This is a genomic window from Verrucosispora sp. WMMA2121, from assembly GCF_027460185.1.
In the GTDB taxonomy this organism is placed as follows: domain Bacteria; phylum Actinomycetota; class Actinomycetes; order Mycobacteriales; family Micromonosporaceae; genus Micromonospora; species Micromonospora palythoicola.
This window is the reverse complement of record NZ_JAPZBH010000006.1, coordinates 4,663,096-4,679,444: the sequence shown is the minus strand read 5'-3', so window position 1 is coordinate 4,679,444 and position 16,349 is coordinate 4,663,096. Positions and strand designations below refer to the sequence as shown.

Sequence of the window (16,349 nt, the reverse complement as noted above, 5' to 3'; positions counted from 1 at the left end):
CACCGTCGGACACATCCGTTCGGCACGCCGCATCCACTCTGGTGAACATTGCCCACGGAAGTACCCTTGCAAGCACAGTTCACAAGGTGCATCATGGGCTCGATGCGTGGCGGTGAGCGCTCGGTGCCGCCGTCCATGCTGCGTGAACCAGGCCGCCGGTCGTGTCCGGCGCGCGACAGTTCGTCCATTCCGCTCCTGGCCGCGCCCAGGGTGCCCGTCATCGGGGGATGTATGGCTGAGTTGGCCATCGGCCGGGGTTTCCTGCCCGCCTACGCCCGGCTGCAACGGCGGGTGCAGCGCGCTGTCGACGCCGCCATCGGCAAGTTCGCCGAGCACACCCACGCCGGCCTGCACCTGGAGAAGCTGACCGGCGCACGCGACCCGAACATCCGCACCATCCGGATCGACCAGTTCTACCGGGGGGTGGTGCTCGCCCTCGGCGAGGACAGGTACGCGCTGCTCGACGTCCTGCCCCACGACGACGCCATCGCCTTCGCGGTGAGCCGCCGCTTCACCGTCAACCAGACCCTCGGCGTACTGGAGATGCGGGACCAGGTCGGCATCGAGGAGTTCACCCGCGCCGAGCAGCCACCGGCGAGCGCCGGACTGTTCACCCACGTCTCGGTCGCGGACCTCACCCGGCTCGGTGTGGACGAGGACCTGCTGCCGCTGCTGCGGGTCATCACCACCGACAAGCAGCTCGAGAGCCTGGCTGGACGCCTGCCGGAGAGCCAACTCGACGTGCTGCTGGGCCTGGCCAGTGGGCTGTCCGTCGAGGAGGTCTGGGCGGAACTGGCCGACCGGACCGTGTCCGGGGTGGACACCGACGACCTGCTGACCGCGGCGCGACGCACCCCCGAGCGGATCGCGTTCGTTTCGGGGCCGGTGGAACTCGCGGCCATCCTCGCCCATCCGTTCGACGTGTGGCGCACCTTCCTGCACCCGACCCAGCGGGACGTGGCCTACCGCGACACCTACAGCGGACCCGCCCTGGTCACCGGCAGCGCCGGCACCGGCAAGACCGTGACCGGCCTGCACCGGGCGGTATTCCTCGCCCAGCGGCTGCCAAACGGTGAGAAGGTCCTGCTGACCACGTTCACCCGCGCCCTCGCCGACGCCCTCGCCCGACAGCTCTACCGGCTCACCGACGACCCGGCGGTACGCGCCCGCATCGACGTGATCAGCGTCGACAAACTCGCCTACGAGATCGTCACCCGAGGCAGCGGCCGGGTCACCGTCGCCGACGCCGAAATCGTCGACCAGCTGTGGGAGGCCGCGGCGAAAGCCGGCCCGACCTACCTCAACCGCGCCGGCCAGATCACCACGTACAGCCCCGCCTTCCTACGCCACGAGTGGGAGCAGGTGGTGCTGGCCCAGCAGGTCACCACCCGGGAGGCGTACCGCGAGGCGACCCGCCGGGGACGCGGCGCCGGCCTGCGCGCCGCGCAGCGCGACCAGGTGTGGACCGTCATCGAGACAGTGACCGGTGAGCTGGCCAAACGGCGGCTGCGCACCCACACCCAGCTCGCCGACGCCGCCGCCGCCATCGCCCGCCACGCACCGGCACCGTATCGGCACGTCGTCGTCGACGAAGGGCAGGATCTGCACCCGGCACAGTGGCGCCTGCTGCGGGCGCTGGTGGCACCCGGCCCCAACGACATGTTCCTGCTCGCCGACCCGTACCAGCGCATCTACGACAGCCACGTATCCCTGGCCCAACTCGGCATCGAGGTCCGGGGCCGCACCCGCCGGCTCAGCGTCAACTACCGGACCACCCACGAGATCCTCGACCTGTCGGTCAAGGTCCTCGGCGGTGACGCCACCGTCGGGCTCGACGGTCAGGACGACACTCTGCGCGGCTACCGGTCGGTCACCCGCGGCGGAAGGCCCGAACTGGCCGCGCACGTCAGCCGCGACGGCGAGTGCGAGGCGCTCATCGAGCGGGTCGGCACCTGGCTCGACCAGGGCGTCGAACCGCACGCGGTCGGCGTGGCCGTGCGCACCGGGCAACTGGTCAAGACCGTCGGCCGGATCCTGAGCGACGCCCACATTCCCGTCGCCGACGACAAACGCGGCACCGACGGGGTGCGGGTAGCCACCATGCACCGGATGAAAGGGCTGGAGTTCCAGTGCCTCGCGGTCGTCGGGCTCGACGCGGGCGTGCTGCCGGCACCACACGCACTCACCTCCGCCGCCGAGGATCCCCACGCCCACCGGCAAGACCTCCAGCGAGAGCGCTGCCTGCTGTTCGTCGCGCTGACCCGGGCCCGGGACGTGCTCTACCTGTCCCACAGCGGCACGCCAAGCCCGCTGCTGCCGGCGGCCCGATGAACACCCGCATCAGCGCCGACGCCCCACCGCTGGGCGCGGCGGCACGCACGGTCTGGGGCAAGACCGACCGCCGGGGCACCTCACCGGTGGGATGGCTGCCGCTGTGGCGACACCTGGCCGACACCGCCGACGTGGCCGGACACCTGTGGGATCACTGGCTGGGCCGCGCCGCCCGGCACCGCATCGCCGACGAACTGCCCGCCGGTGAAGCCGACGCCCGCACCCTGCTCGTCTGGTTCGCCGGCATCCACGACATCGGCAAGGCCACCCCCGCCTTCGCCTGCCAGGCGTACAACCTCGCCGAGCGGATGCGCGACCACGGACTCGGCTACCAGCGGGACCTGATCAGCGCCGACCGCCGGTACGCACCCCACGCCACCGCCGGGCACGTGCTGCTGGCCGACTGGCTACACGAACAGGACTGGGCCGACCCGCACCCGTACGCGGTGGTCGTCGGCGGACACCACGGCGTACCGCCGACCGACATGGGCCTGCGCGACGTGCGGGTGCGCCCCCACCTGCTCGGCGGCGACGCGTGGCGACCCGTGCAGCACGAACTGCTGACCTGGATGACGCACCGGTCCGGCGCCGGAGACCGGCTCGCCGACTGGCGCGACGTCGCCCTCTCCCAACCCGTGCAGGCCCTGCTCACCGGCCTGGTCATCATGGCCGACTGGATCGCCAGCAACGAGGAGTACTTCCCCTACCTGCTCACCGGCAGCGACACAGATCGGCTACGCACCGGATGGGAACTGGTCGACCTGCCCGTGCCCTGGCGACCCGCCGCCGCCCCGGCCAGCGTCGACGAGCTGTTCACGGCACGGTTCGCGCTACCGGCGGGGGCGACCCCACGCCCGGTGCAGCGCACCGCCGCCGACCTGGCCGAGACCATGCCCACACCCGGCATGATGATCGTCGAAGCGGCGATGGGGGAGGGCAAGACCGAGGCGGCCCTGGCGGCGGTGGAGATCCTGGCCCGCCGCACCGGCGCATCCGGCTGCTACCTGGCCCTGCCCACCCGGGCCACCAGCGACGCCATGTTCGGCCGGATGCTGTCCTGGCTGCGCCGGCTGCCCGACACACAGGTCGGCCGGGGCGACCGTGACGTACGACTGGCCCACGGCAAAGCCGCCCTCAACCCCGACTACGACGACCTGCGGACGACCTCGCTGCCCAGCGGCATCGGCGAGGACGCCGGAGGCGCCGACATCGGCGCGCACCGCTGGCTCGCCGGCGCCAAACGCACGATGCTGTCCAGCTTCGTCGTCGGCACCATCGACCAACTACTGTTCGCCGCGCTGCGCAGCAAACACCTCGTGCTGCGCCACCTCGGCCTCGCCGGCAAGGTCGTCGTCATCGACGAGGCGCACGCCTACGACGTCTACATGGGCCGGTTCCTCGACCGGGCGCTGCAATGGCTCGGCGCGTACGGCGTATCGGTGGTCGTGCTCTCCGCGACGCTGCCGGCACACCGACGCGCCGAACTGATGAAGGCCTACGACGACGGCCGCCTCGGCCCACCCCCGCCGCTGACCTGGCGAGACCGGGGCACACCACGCATCGACCCGTACGCGCCCCTGCGCAGCGACCTGCGATACCCCCTGGTCACCGTCTCCACCGACAAGCGCGGCGCCACCGCCATCAGCTGCGGCGACTCCGGTCGCGGGATCGACGTGACACTGCGGCGACTGCCCGACGACCTGCCCGCACTGGTGGACCTGCTCCGCGACCGGCTCGCCGACGGCGGCTGCGCCCTCGTCGTCCGCAACACCGTGGCCCGGGTCCAGGAGACCGCCGCCGCGCTACGCGCCGCTCTCGGGCCGGACACCCCCGTGTCGGTGGCGCACTCCCGCTTCATGGCCGTCGACCGCGCCGCCAAGGACCGCTGGCTGCGCGACACCTTCGGCCCACCGGGCAGCACCGGCAACCGCCCCCACCGGCACGTCGTGGTGGCCAGCCAGGTCGCCGAGCAGTCCCTCGACATCGACTTCGACCTGCTCGTCACCGATCTCGCCCCGGTCGACCTGGCGCTGCAACGTATCGGCCGGCTGCACCGCCACCCGCGCGCCGACCGACCCGCCCGGCTCGCGACGCCGACCTGCTGGATCACCGGCGCCGACTGGAGCGTTGAACCACCCCAGCCGGTCAGCGGATCACGGCGTGTCTACCAGCCGGCCACCCTGCTGCGCAGCGCCGCCGTGCTCCTGCCCTTTTTGGACGGCGAGCCGGTGCGGCTGCCGCAGGACATCGCGCCGATCACCCAGACTGCCTACGGCGACGCGCCGGTCGGCCCCGAGTCCTGGCAGCCCGCCCTGGTTGGGGCGGAGGCCCGGCAGCGCGACGAGATCGCCACCAAGGAGTCGAAGGCCGACAGTTTCCGCCTGGCCGCCGTCGCCGAACCGGGCGTACCCCTGATCGGCTGGCTTTCCGGCGGCGTCGGTGACGCCGACGAACGCGTGGCGCAGGGCCACGTCCGCGACACCGACGCCGAAACCCTTGAAGTCCTACTCCTGGTACGCACCCCCGATGGCCTGATCCTCCCCCCATGGATCGACGGGGGTGGGGCAGCGGTGCCGACCAGCAGTCTTCCCCGACGTCCGCTACCTCGGATGATCGCCCGCTGCACCCTGCCGTTGCCGCGAGCGATGACCGCCGTCGACGTCGTCGACGAGGTCATCGCCGAACTGGAACAGCGCCACGACCTGCGCGCCTGGCAGGACAGCCCGTGGCTGGCCGGTGAACTGGTGCTCGACATCAATACCGACGGGACCGCATCGGTGGCCGGCTTCGACCTGCACTACGACCCCGACGAAGGGTTGCGCACCACCCGCGCCACGACCTGAGTCCCCATCCGATTCGCGAGCAAGGAGGTGATAGCGGTGACCGGAGCACCACAGCCCGCCGGGTTCTCGCTTGTTGACCAGGCGTGGATTCCGGTGCTGGACGTCGCCGGGACCCGCCGCGAGGTGTCCCTGCGCGGCCTGTTCGAGCAGGCAGGCGACCTACGCATGATCGCCTGCGAGTTGCCCACGCAGAGCTTCGCGATCCTGCGCCTCGCGTTGGCGGTCCTGCACCGCGCCACGGACGGTCCGCCGGGGGAGGCGGCCTGGCGCACACTGTGGCGGGGCCGTCAACTACCGACCGCCGACATCGCCGAGTATCTCGACGCCTTCCGAGACAGGTTCGACCTGCTGCATCCGCAGCAGCCGTTCTACCAGGTGGCCGACCTGCGGGCGGCGAAGGAGAACACGTACGGCCTGGAACGGCTGATCGCCGACGTACCGAACGGGATGCCGTTCCTGACCACCCGCGCCGGACCGGGCATGGAGTTGATCAGCCCGGCGGAGGCGGCCCGCTGGGTGGTGCACTGCCAGGCGTACGACAGCTCCGGCATCAAGACCGGAGCGGTCGGCGACCCGCAGGCCAAGAACGGCAAGGGCTATCCGATCGGCGCGGGGTCCGTCGGGTGGCTGGGCGGCGTCCACCTGGAAGGCGCGAACCTGCGGGAGACCCTGCTGCTCAATCTCGTACCGGTCGCTCCCGGCTGGCAGTCGGCCGACGAGCGGGACCTGCCGGTGTGGGAGCGCGAGCCGCACATCGCCGCCGAGGAGTCCGCCTCGACTCGTGGCCCGTACGGGTTGCTCAGCCTCTATACCTGGCAGTCCCGCCGGATCCGGTTGTTCGGCGATGCCGACGGCATCACCGGAGCTTTGATCGCCAACGGTGACCGGATCGAATGGCAGGACCGGCACCTGCTGGAACCCCTGAGTGTGTGGGGCCGCAGCGCACCCCGCGAACGCGACCAGAAACGCACCCCGATCTACCTGCCCCGACCACACCACCACGGCCGGGCCCTGTGGCGAGGGCTGCAAACCCTGCTTCCCGCGCCGCCACCGCCCGGTGGCGAGCCGCCGCAGCGGCTCCCACCGATGGTGGTGCAGTGGCTGGCCCGACTCACCGTCACCGGCGTCGTCGGAACCGACTTCCAGACCCGCACCCGTGCCGTGAGCATCACCTACGGCGCCAAGCAGTCAGTCGTCGACGAGGTGTTCAGCGACGCGCTGACCATGAACGTGCTGCTGCTGGTGGCGGACTCGGCGCTGCGCGCGACAGCCGTCGACGCGGCCGGCGACGCCGAGGCCGCGGTGACAGTGCTGCGCCGCCTCGCCGACAACCTGGCCCGCGCCGCCGGGAGCCGGGACACCGAGGGTGGCGCCGCCGACCGCGCTGCTGAGCGCGCGTACGCCCTGCTGGACCGTCAGTTCCGCGACTGGCTGGCGCGCCTGGGTCCGGACAGCGACCCGGCCGCCGAGCGGGGCCAGTGGCAGCGGCTGGTCTGGCGGGACATCAGTCGGCTCGGTGCCGGGCTGGTGGAAGCGGCAGGCCCGACGGCATGGGTCGGCCGCACCGGCACCGACCGCGCCGGCCGGGATGTCCACTACTCCAGCTCGCAGGCCGAGGCGTGGTTCCGCACCGGTCTGGCCAAGGCGTTGCCGATGGGGGTCGAGTCCCCGCAGCAGAGACAGGAGCAACCAGCATGACCACGGCAGTGGAAGCCGATCCGGCGGGCCCACCCCACAAGGTGCGGTACCGGCGTCGCCGGGAACTCGGCGAGCATGTCGCCCGGACCGTCGGCCGCCTCCAGGCGCGGGCGTTGAGCACCGTGCCGCAACCCGAGGCGGTCAGCGCACTCGCGCGGCTGCGGCGCGGTATCGGCCGGACCCCCGGCTTCGACTTCACCCTTGAGCGGTACGTGCAGGTGCCGGAGCACCTGCTGGGTCGCCGCCCGGCCGACGACACCGAGCCGACCGACGCCGAACAGGCCGCCCACGACGCGGTGACCCTGTACGCGCTGCATCAGCAGTCCCGTCGGGAACGCATGCACGCCGACGGGCGCGGGCTGGGCCACGCCATGGCCGACCTGATCCGCAGGTCGGCCGGGCCGGACGGGGTACGGCGCCGGTTCGCCGCCCTCGGCACTGCCAGCACCTACCCCGAGAGCATCTACCACCTGCGCAGCCTGATCACGATGCTGCGGGAACACCAGATCCCAGTCGACTACGGCCTGCTCGCCGACGACCTCCAGACCCTTCGGCAGCCCGATCGCCGACCGAAGATCCAGGCGATCTGGGGGCGGGAGTTCTTCCGCAGCCGACCCAGCACCGACGCTGACGCTCCGAACACTGACAACTCCGAGGAGGACCCGTCATGAGCCGCACCATCATCGACGTCTACGCCCTGCAGACCGTGCCGCCGAGCAACCTCAACCGCGACGACACCGGCTCACCGAAGACCGCCGTCTACGGCGGTGTGCGGCGTGCGCGGGTGTCCAGCCAGGCGTGGAAGCGGGCGATCCGGCTCTCCTTCGCCGACCTGCTCGACCGCTCCCAGCTCGGCGAGCGGACCAAGCGCGTGGGGGAGTCCCTCGCTGCACGTATCCGGGCGCTTGACCCGAGCATGTCCGAGGAGGCTGCGTCCACGCTGGCTGCCGACACTTTCGTGGCTGGCGGCCTGGCCAAGGTCGACAAGAAGAAGGGCGAGCTGAAGGATGTCGAGTCCGGCTACCTGCTGTTCCTGAGCCACCGGCAGCTGGACAACCTCGCCGCCGCCGCGCTGGAAGCGGCGCAGACCGGGGGTGCCCTCGACAAGGCCCGGTTCAAAGCCCTGATCGACTCGGAGCATTCCGTCGACATCGCGATGTTCGGGCGGATGGTCGCCGACATGACCGACATCAACGTCGACGCCGCCTGCCAGGTCTCCCACGCCATCAGCGTCCACGCCGTCGACAACGAGTTCGACTACTTCACCGCCGTCGACGACCGCAAAGCCGACGCCGCCGAAACCGGCGCCGGCATGATCGGCACCGTCGAATTCAACTCGTCCACCCTGTACCGGTACGCCACCATGGACGTCAACGCGCTGCACCGCACCCTCGGCGACGCCGCAGCCACCCGGGCCGCCGTCGAAGCGTTCCTGACCGCGTTCGCCCGCAGCATGCCGACCGGGAAGCAGAACACCTTCGCCCACCGCACGCTCCCCGACGCCGTGCTGGTCCGGCTGCGCGACACCCAGCCGATCAACCTCGTCGGCGCCTTCGAGACACCCATTCGGGAGACCCACGCCGCCGGACGCATCGAACTGGCCGCCGAGGCACTGGCGAAGCACACCGTGGCGGTCGAGAGCGCCTACGGGGAACGGCCCGTCGGTGCCTGGGTCACCCAGGTCGGCGAGCGGACCGCAGTCCTGGCCGACCTGGGCAAGGCAGTCACCTTCAGCGAACTCGTCGCCGGCGTGGGGGAGCAGGTCACCGTGGCACTCGGGCAGCCGGCATGAGTGTGCTGCTGCTGAAACTGGCCGGCCCACTGCAATCGTGGGGCTCGTCCAGCCGCTTCGCCCGGCGGGGCACCGAGGTCGCACCGACCAAGAGCGGCGTCATCGGCCTGCTCGCCGCCGCCAAGGGCATGAGACGCACCGAACCGCTCACCGACCTGCTGGGCCTCCAGTTCGGCGTTCGCCTGGACCAGACCGGCCAGATCCTGCGCGACTTCCAGACGGCCCGGTCCCTCGACGGCCGTCGCAGCGCACCACTGACCTACCGCTTCTACCTGTCCGACGCGGTCTTCCTCGCCGCCGTCAGCGGCGAACAGGCCCTACTGACCGGCCTGGCCGAAGCACTGGACCGCCCCCAGTTCCCCCTCTACCTCGGCCGTCGATCCTGCCCACCGGTCGGCCCGATCAACCTCGGCGTCCACGACGACACCCTCGACGACGCGTTGAGCCAGTGGCCCTGGCTCGCCGCCAACTGGCACCGCAAGAAGGCCGCCCACACCGTCCGCCTGGAGATCATCCGAGATGCGCGCCCGGGGGAGCCGGTCACCGAAACCGTTCCCGACGAGCCGGTCAGCTTCGACCCCGCACATCGGCAACACACCTGGCGCTCGGTGGTGCGCCGGCACGTCGACGTCACCAACGACCTCGCGGAACGGGCCGGTACCGCCGAGCACGACCCGCTGAGCCTGCTGGGAGGCTGAGCATGTTCCTCACCCGGTTCCAGATCAACGCCGCCCGCCGCAACGCCCGCAAGCTGCTCGCCTCGCCGCACGCCATGCACGCGGCCGTCCGCGCCGGATTCGCCGACGCAGCCGACTACGAACGCCCCGCAGCCCGTACGCTGTGGCGCCTCGACACCCCGACCACCGCCACGGTCCACCTCTACATCGTCAGCCCCGGACGACCCGACCTCACCCACCTGGTCGAGCAGGCCGGCTGGCCCACCAGCGACGAAGCCTGGACCACCCGGGAGTACGACGGGCTGCTCGCCTCGCTACGACCAGGTCAGGAGTGGGCGTTCCGCCTCACCGCCAACCCGACCCACAGCGGACGGAAGACAGCCGAGGCGAAGGAGACGCAACGCTTCGGCTACCTCCGCGAGCACGAACAAACGGCATGGCTACTCGGGCGGGCTGAGCGACACGGCTTCGCGCTGGCGACCCAGCAGGACGGCCGCCCCAACCTACGGATCCACCGGCGTCAGACGCAGTCCTTCAAACGCGGCATGGGAACCGTCACCCTCACCACCGCCACCTACGACGGCATCCTCCACGTCACCGACGCCGACAGCCTGCGACGCACGCTCACCAGCGGGATCGGGCACGCCAAGGCATACGGCTGCGGCCTGCTCACCCTCGCGCCCGTCCAGGGCCGCCAGTGAAGATCCCCGGCGTCCCACCGGCGGAACTGGCCGACCTCAACCGCGCGCAGGACCGGCTCAGCTTCATCTACCTCGAACGCTGCGTCATCCACCGCGACAGCAACGCGATCACCACAACCGACGACAAGGGCGTGATCCACATCCCGGCCGCCACCCTCGGCGTGCTCCTGCTCGGACCGGGCACCAGCATCACCCAGCAAGCGATGATGCTGCTCGCCGACAACGGCGCCACCGCGGTCTGGGTCGGCGAACACGGCGTGCGCTACTACGCCCACGGCCGCCCCCTCGCCCGATCCAGCCGACTCCTCGTAGCACAGGCTGTCGCAGTTGCTCACCGCGATCGGCGGCTTCAGGTAGCACGGGAGATGTATCGGATGCGCTTCCCCGGCGAAGACACCACCGCCCTCACCATGCAGCAACTCCGCGGCAAAGAGGGAGCCCGAGTACGCCGCAGCTACCGCGAGCACGCCAAGCGGACCGGTGTGAACTGGAACAACCGCGAATACAACCCGGACGACTTCACTAGCAGCGATCCGGTCAACCAGGCATTGTCCGCCGCCCACGCCTGCCTGTACGGCGTCGTGCACGCCGTCATCGTCGCGATCGGCGCCTCACCCGGCCTCGGTTTCGTCCACACCGGGCACGACCGATCCTTCGTCTACGACATCGCCGACCTCTACAAGGCCGACATCACCATCCCGGTCGCCTTCGACATCGCCGCCAGCGGGTCGACCGACATCGGCGCGGACACCCGCCGCGCCGTCCGCGACCGCATCCACGACGGCGCCCTCCTCGACCGATGCGTACGCGACATCCGCACCCTGCTGCTCAGCCCCGGCCCGACCGGGCCGATCGATGAGGAGTGGCTCGACGAGGAAGCAGAGAACGACACCGTACGCCTCTGGGACGACAGCGGCCACGAGTTCACCAGTGGCCGCAACTACGGCGGAGAAGCCGACTTCTGATGACCGTCATCATCCTTACCGCCTGCCCCGAAGGGCTGCGCGGCCACCTGACTCAGTGGCTGCTCGAAATTTCCGCCGGCGTGTACGTGGGCCACGTGAACAGCCGAATCCGCCAACGCCTCTGGGGCAAGGTTGTCGAGATGGCCGGCCCGGGCCGAGCCCTACTCGTCTATCAGCAGCCAGGCGAACAACGACTGTGCTTCCAGGTCCACGACCACCACTGGCAGCCCGTGGACCTCGACGGCATCACCCTGATCCGTCGACCCGCTGACCGGAAGACCTACAACCCGGCCCTGTCTCGGGGCTGGAGTAAGGCATCAAAACGCCGCCGCTTCGGACGCCGTTCTCCAGAACGGGGCCACACCACGAAGGCGATCCCGGAACAAGGCGTAGAAGACACCGGTTAGCCGAACCTACGAAGCCGAGAGAGAATCGGCAGGGATAACCCCGCGTGCACGGGAGCCACCGTGGTCGCCGGCGCCCATCGGGGATCAGCCCCGCGTGCGCGGGGAGCAGACGACCACTTGCCACCGGCCGCGGGTCTTCGACGGATCACCCCCGCGTGCGCGGGGAGCAGGACCATCACCCCACCCGAGACGAGCTACGGCTGGGATCACCCCCGCGTGCGCGGGGAGCAGACGACCACCGACGGTCCGTTGCGCTCCAGTTCCGGATCACCCCCGCGTCTGCGGGGAGCAGCGCCTCTTCGTCCGGGAAGGGGTCCCGTACTCCGGATCACCCCCGCGTGCGCGGGGAGCAGCCCTAATACTGGAAACTCATGGCGGTGCCCAGGGGATCACCCCCGCGTGCGCGGGGAGCAGTCCACCAGGAAGCCGAAAGCCTCCGTGAGACCGGGATCACCCCCGCGTGCGCGGGGAGCAGGGTCAACGCGACCGGGTCACCGACCGCGACGCCGGATCACCCCCGCGTGCGCGGGGAGCAGATCGTGTCGAACACCGGGTGGTTCGACAACCGGGGATCACCCCCGCGTGCGCGGGGAGCAGTCAGCCCAGACGTCGCCGTCGAGCGGCGGCCAGGGATCACCCCCGCGTGCGCGGGGAGCAGCACGAGTAGTGGAACGTCGGCGGTCACACCCCGGGATCACCCCCGCGTGCGCGGGGAGCAGATCCCCGCGTACGGGTTCCTGCGCGGCGTGTGGGGATCACCCCCGCGTGCGCGGGGAGCAGACGGGTGCCGCCCTGGAACGTGTCCTTCGGCCGGGATCACCCCCGCGTGCGCGGGGAGCAGAACCCGCTGAAGCGGCTCGGTGGTGAGTACCCGGGATCACCCCCGCGTGCGCGGGGAGCAGTTCGGCTTCGGTGGCAGCATCAGCGTTGAGTGGGGATCACCCCCGCGTGCGCGGGGAGCAGGCCCAGAACCGCACGTCCAGGTCGCCGGTCACGGGATCACCCCCGCGTGCGCGGGGAGCAGCCGTCACCCCGCACCGCATGTACGGCGACGTCGGGATCACCCCCGCGTGCGCGGGGAGCAGATTCTCTACTGCGGTTTGCAGTGCGTACTTAGCGGATCACCCCCGCGTGCGCGGGGAGCAGTACCTCGTCGCCTCCTGCACCAACTGCAACCTGGGATCACCCCCGCGTGCGCGGGGAGCAGGACGTAGTAGTTGCTGGAGGACTCCCACCGCCGGGGATCACCCCCGCGTGCGCGGGGAGCAGTAGCCCCGCGCGTTACGTCCGCGACACCTTCCGGGATCACCCCCGCGTGCGCGGGGAGCAGAGCGGGTCCTCCTCCTCGGGCTGGTTGGCCACGGGATCACCCCCGCGTGCGCGGGGAGCAGTCCTACTCGGTGCTGGTGCGCTCGGCCAGCTGGGGATCACCCCCGCGTGCGCGGGGAGCAGTCACCGGCCCCCGATCCCATTCCGGCGACATGGCGATCACCCCCGCGTGCGCGGGGAGCAGGGTCGCAGGAACTCGGCCCGCCGGAAGGGTTCGGGATCACCCCCGCGTGCGCGGGGAGCAGGCTACGGAGCGCTGGCAGCTCACGCAGGTCGGGGGATCACCCCCGCGTGCGCGGGGAGCAGATCCGATGTCGGTTGCCCGACGAACGATTGCAGGGATCACCCCCGCGTGCGCGGGGAGCAGGAGGGCAGGGTGCCGATCGTCTTGTCGGGCAGGGGATCACCCCCGCGTGCGCGGGGAGCAGGGAAGACACAAGAACCCGGCGTTCCATCTGCTGGGATCACCCCCGCGTGCGCGGGGAGCAGTGGTGGGCGAGCACCGTGGAGGCGTGGGGGTCGGGATCACCCCCGCGTGCGCGGGGAGCAGGGGCTGCCGGCTGGAGTTCCGTACCCGGTCGGGGGATCACCCCCGCGTGCGCGGGGAGCAGGTGGCCTGGCTGATCGTCTCGCGCCCGAGGAGGGGATCACCCCCGCGTGCGCGGGGAGCAGCAGGGTCGCCCTGACCCCCGTCCGTGCTGCTGGGGATCACCCCCGCGTGCGCGGGGAGCAGGCCGCGTTGTACTCCGGCGATCCACCGGACTCGGGATCACCCCCGCGTGCGCGGGGAGCAGTCCGAGGTCGACGCCGACGACTTGGCCGGTCGGGGATCACCCCCGCGTGCGCGGGGAGCAGGTCGTCAGGCCGTGCGTACGGTCTTGGTGCTCGGGATCACCCCCGCGTGCGCGGGGAGCAGGCTTCTTGACCTGCGGCTCTATAGATCAACTATCCCGATTTTACTCACTTTAGTTTGCAAGATCGCCCCTTAGGATCGACATTACAAGGGCGGCGGGTGACCACTGACGTGGGAGCAGCGTACCCGGCGGATCGCCGCCCTCGCGTTGGTGTTGGAGCTGGCCCGGCTCGCCGACTCCCACGAGCACTTGTGGCAGGCTCAGCAGCACCTTGCTTCACCAGCCGGTACGGGCGGGCCTGGTCCGTCGCGTTCGTGATCTGCAGCGTCACTTGGTAGGGGCTGAGCCTGCAGTCGACGATTAGGTTGAACCTGGATTGCCCGTCGCTGCCGCATGGTCGTGACCATGTGGGGCAGCAGTCACGCTGCGGCCTCTGTCCGCGTGTCGTTGACCACGAACGTCACGCTGACAGCGAGGCCGGTCTGGACGCTTATCAGGGCGTGGACAGCAACGCCATCACCTCACCGAGCCGGTCGGTGTCGGGCAGGGTCGAGGTCCTGACCTGTGGCCCCATCTCGGGGCAGACCACGACCAGCGGCACGGCGGGCCACCACTGGGCGGCGGAGGCCATGTCGTCGGTCGGGTGGATGGTCGCGCCGGTGTGGTCGGCGTATACGCGGAACTCATCGCGGCGGGTTTCGCGGCTGGTGAGTACGAGTACGTCAGGGATGTGCATGGGGTCTGCATCCTGCGCGGGTCGCTCACCCCTACACCCCAACGTCTGTCACGACTTAGATCGTTCATGCAGGTTGGGGGCCGAACCGAAGCCCGACCCCCAACCCTGCAACAGTCCTGTTCGGATCGGTTACTCCGGGTCGGCCTTGCCGTCGCGGATCTGCACCACCCGCTCATCGGACACCTGCGCGAGCCGCGCCAGTTCCGCCGGGCCGACGGTGGCCGACAGCTCCCGGATCGCGCCGTCACGCGCCTGGATCAGCGCCGCCCGCCATGCGTCCAACTGTCGGGCTTCCTCCGCGAGACCCGCTACCAGGTGCGGTTCGGCCTCACCTCGTACTGCCGTCCGCTCCTGCGGGTACAGATCCCGTACCGCTGCCCCGGCCAGGCCAGCAGCCTGGCGTTTCGACCAGCCGGCGTGGACGGTCAGAGCGGCGGCGGCTCGGTTGCGGCGCTGCACGATGTCGGCGTGTTGACAACTGACGTCGCGTAGCTGCGCGGCGGCGGTCGAGATGAGGGCACGCGGCTCGCTGGGCAGGTCCAGGATGACGTCCGGCCCGGCACCGTCGTCGGTAGCCGCCGCTTCGAGGGCCTTCGCCCGCTTGTAGAGGGCCCACAGCTCCCGCACGTCGTGCTGCGCGAGCAGCAACGCCTCCTCGGCGCGAGCGGCGGACGTGCGGCGCGTGCGGGCGGCCTTCTCGACGGCCTCACGGACCGCGGCGACTTTGTTGGGGCGGCCGTGGATGACGGTGCACAGCTGCGTGAACGTCCAGCCGTGGTGGTAGTGCAGGGCGGCGGCGGCGCTGTCGCGTACCGTGCGGGCGCGGCCGTGGGCGGCCCGCAGTTCGCCGGCGAGCATCTTCGCCTGAGTCGGACCGGCGCGTTCACCACCGGCAGCCGCCAGCCGTCGTGCGTACGCTTCGATTTCGGCGGCCATCGTCGGCGGCATGGTCGATCGTGCCGTGGCGGGCATCGGTCGTCTCTCCAGGGGGTTCGCGGTGTGCCGCCACATCTGCGACACCCCAAACTGGACCCATACATCAACGCTCAGTGTTCCTTGTTGTATCGGTAGGGCCGGCGGGTGTCGTGGCGGATAGCGGTCTGCGGCACAGAGGTCAACGGGCGGCCCGGCTCCGGGGTTATGCGCGGCGGCCTGGGCCGGGATGGCCGGAGGTGCCTGCTGCACCCCAGAAGCCCGGCGGGTGGCCGTCCGTCGGGTCGACCCCACGGCGCGGGCCTCCGGAGCGGCAGCGGTGCCAGGAGTACGCGGGACGCGGTGCCGTGCACCTTCGCCGTGCACGGCCGCCTTCGGGTGCTCACGACAGCTCCCGGCGGGCCTCGGCCTGCCTGTCCGCCATTCTCACTGCGCACGCCACGCGGTCCTTCGAGGTTCAGCCGCCACCGGCCGGGCGGCCGACGGTCCGGCCCCTGGGCGGGGGTGGCCAGAACGGGAGGTCGTCGTCTCGGCTGGTGCCGAGCACGGCGAAGGTGTCGGCCATGGCGGCGCGGTACCGGCGCTCGTGCTGGTCAGGCTGTCGCGGACGGCCTGGATTCCTTCGGAGGTGGTAAGGGCTGCGGGGTGCGGACGCGGAAGGTGTAGGTCCGAACCTCGTGGGCGGTGGAGCCTTCCATCGGGGTCTCCAGCCTGCGCGGGTCGCTCACCCACACCCCCAAGTGTTGCATTGTTTATGCTGTTCGTCCGTGCTAGTCCCGTCAACGGGACTAGCACCTAACGATCGAGAGGCCCCAGCGTGACGCCTAAGAATCTTGGTTCACACTGGGCGCGAATATCAGTCACCCCGTCGCACAGAGGCACCACCAGCCACGACACGCCAGCCCCTGACGGCAGATCGCCCCATCCCCACTACCTGCGAATATAGAAGCTTGCACATCAGCTCAAGTTGGTGCGACGGAAATTCCACGCACCAGCACCCCGATGTCCCGCCGTGCCTCAACCCAGTACCGTTTCCACTGCACAAACCCCGCTGCGGTCGCCGATTTCCGACGCAGTAGAGGG

The 16,349-nt window shown here is 70.7% G+C and carries 11 protein-coding genes and 1 CRISPR repeat array; of the genes, 9 read left to right on the top strand and 2 right to left on the bottom strand.

All coding sequences use genetic code 11. From position 1 onward, the window contains the following. Positions 1 to 231: 231 nt before the first annotated feature. Genes O7605_RS29850 through cas2e form a run of 9 tightly spaced genes read left to right on the top strand, consistent with a single transcriptional unit; the run spans position 232 to position 11,414 of the window. Complete coding sequence (locus O7605_RS29850; protein ID WP_269742305.1) at positions 232 to 2,331, top strand: UvrD-helicase domain-containing protein; 2,100 nt, start codon at positions 232 to 234, stop codon at positions 2,329 to 2,331. Further along, positions 2,328 to 5,174: a CRISPR-associated endonuclease Cas3'' gene (locus O7605_RS29845; RefSeq protein ID WP_269742304.1), complete on the top strand. Its 2,847-nt coding sequence runs from the start codon at positions 2,328 to 2,330 to the stop codon at positions 5,172 to 5,174. The genes O7605_RS29850 and O7605_RS29845 overlap by 4 nt, the downstream gene beginning before the upstream one ends. A 36-nt stretch (positions 5,175 to 5,210) precedes the next feature. Further along, on the top strand, positions 5,211 to 6,872 hold the full coding sequence (gene casA / locus O7605_RS29840; protein WP_269742303.1) for a type I-E CRISPR-associated protein Cse1/CasA: 1,662 nt from the start codon (positions 5,211 to 5,213) through the stop codon (positions 6,870 to 6,872). After that, on the top strand, positions 6,869 to 7,543 hold the full coding sequence (gene casB / locus O7605_RS29835) for a type I-E CRISPR-associated protein Cse2/CasB (protein ID WP_269742302.1): 675 nt from the start codon (positions 6,869 to 6,871) through the stop codon (positions 7,541 to 7,543). Before casA ends, casB begins: the two co-directional genes overlap by 4 nt. Continuing rightward, the gene (gene cas7e / locus O7605_RS29830) at positions 7,540 to 8,664 is read left to right on the top strand and encodes a type I-E CRISPR-associated protein Cas7/Cse4/CasC (protein WP_269742301.1); all 1,125 of its coding nucleotides are present in this window, start codon (positions 7,540 to 7,542) and stop codon (positions 8,662 to 8,664) included. The genes casB and cas7e overlap by 4 nt, the downstream gene beginning before the upstream one ends. Then, positions 8,661 to 9,362 carry a type I-E CRISPR-associated protein Cas5/CasD gene (gene cas5e / locus O7605_RS29825; protein WP_269742300.1) on the top strand — a complete coding sequence of 234 codons (702 nt, stop codon included), beginning with the start codon at positions 8,661 to 8,663 and terminating at the stop codon, positions 9,360 to 9,362. Before cas7e ends, cas5e begins: the two co-directional genes overlap by 4 nt. Positions 9,363 to 9,364: 2 nt before the next feature. Further along, positions 9,365 to 10,042: a type I-E CRISPR-associated protein Cas6/Cse3/CasE gene (gene cas6e / locus O7605_RS29820; RefSeq protein ID WP_269742299.1), complete on the top strand. Its 678-nt coding sequence runs from the start codon at positions 9,365 to 9,367 to the stop codon at positions 10,040 to 10,042. Further along, the gene (gene cas1e / locus O7605_RS29815; protein WP_269742298.1) at positions 10,039 to 11,007 is read left to right on the top strand and encodes a type I-E CRISPR-associated endonuclease Cas1e; all 969 of its coding nucleotides are present in this window, start codon (positions 10,039 to 10,041) and stop codon (positions 11,005 to 11,007) included. The genes cas6e and cas1e overlap by 4 nt, the downstream gene beginning before the upstream one ends. Then, complete coding sequence (gene cas2e / locus O7605_RS29810) at positions 11,007 to 11,414, top strand: type I-E CRISPR-associated endoribonuclease Cas2e (protein ID WP_269742297.1); 408 nt, start codon at positions 11,007 to 11,009, stop codon at positions 11,412 to 11,414. The genes cas1e and cas2e overlap by 1 nt, the downstream gene beginning before the upstream one ends. Before the next feature lie 80 nt (positions 11,415 to 11,494). Continuing rightward, positions 11,495 to 13,659: direct repeats of the CRISPR family, unit length 29 nt; unit sequence GGGATCACCCCCGCGTGCGCGGGGAGCAG. 431 nt (positions 13,660 to 14,090) lie between these two features. Here cas2e and O7605_RS29805 read toward each other — a convergent pair. Continuing rightward, positions 14,091 to 14,333, bottom strand: a complete 243-nt coding sequence (locus O7605_RS29805) for a hypothetical protein (protein ID WP_269742296.1) — start codon at positions 14,331 to 14,333, stop codon at positions 14,091 to 14,093. 129 nt (positions 14,334 to 14,462) lie between these two features. Continuing rightward, entirely contained in the window at positions 14,463 to 15,269 is an 807-nt protein-coding gene (locus O7605_RS29800; RefSeq protein WP_269742295.1) for a hypothetical protein, read from the bottom strand. Positions 15,270 to 16,349 lie beyond the last annotated feature (1,080 nt).